1 pseudogene is annotated in these 372 nt (G+C 42.5%); it reads right to left on the reverse strand.

The annotated features are described in order from the left end of the window. Positions 1–94: 94 nt before the first annotated feature. Positions 95–372: pseudogene (locus AAEZ02_RS21955) on the reverse strand (pilus assembly protein PilX); the annotation flags it as partial.

A 372-nucleotide genomic window follows, 5' to 3' on the forward strand; every position in this document is an offset into this window, starting at 1 on the left:
AGCACGTATAATTCGGTGTCATCGGCGAAGCTAATTGATGAGTATGCCAATATGGCAAAAAGTAACGTATATAATAATTGTTTTACAAACATAACTAACTCCCTGTTGTCACTTGTTGTTCAATGCCCACGACGACAGTAACTCGCCCCATATCACTACGGCCAAAAGTTGCGACACTGGAGACTTCAAAACGAAGACACTGAATTGACTTTCCCGAGCTCCCTTTTGGATTTCTTTGGCAACCTACATCAACGACATTCATTGGTGTAATGGTGTTGGTGACACCTAAATCATCATCTACTGTTGTCGAGGTAGTTGTCATCATTGACAATGTCGGACCCGAGTTAGCAGAAAGAGTCTTGTCTTGAGCAC

Source organism: Shewanella sp. T24-MNA-CIBAN-0130, assembly GCF_040310185.1.
Lineage (GTDB): Bacteria > Pseudomonadota > Gammaproteobacteria > Enterobacterales > Shewanellaceae > Shewanella > Shewanella psychromarinicola.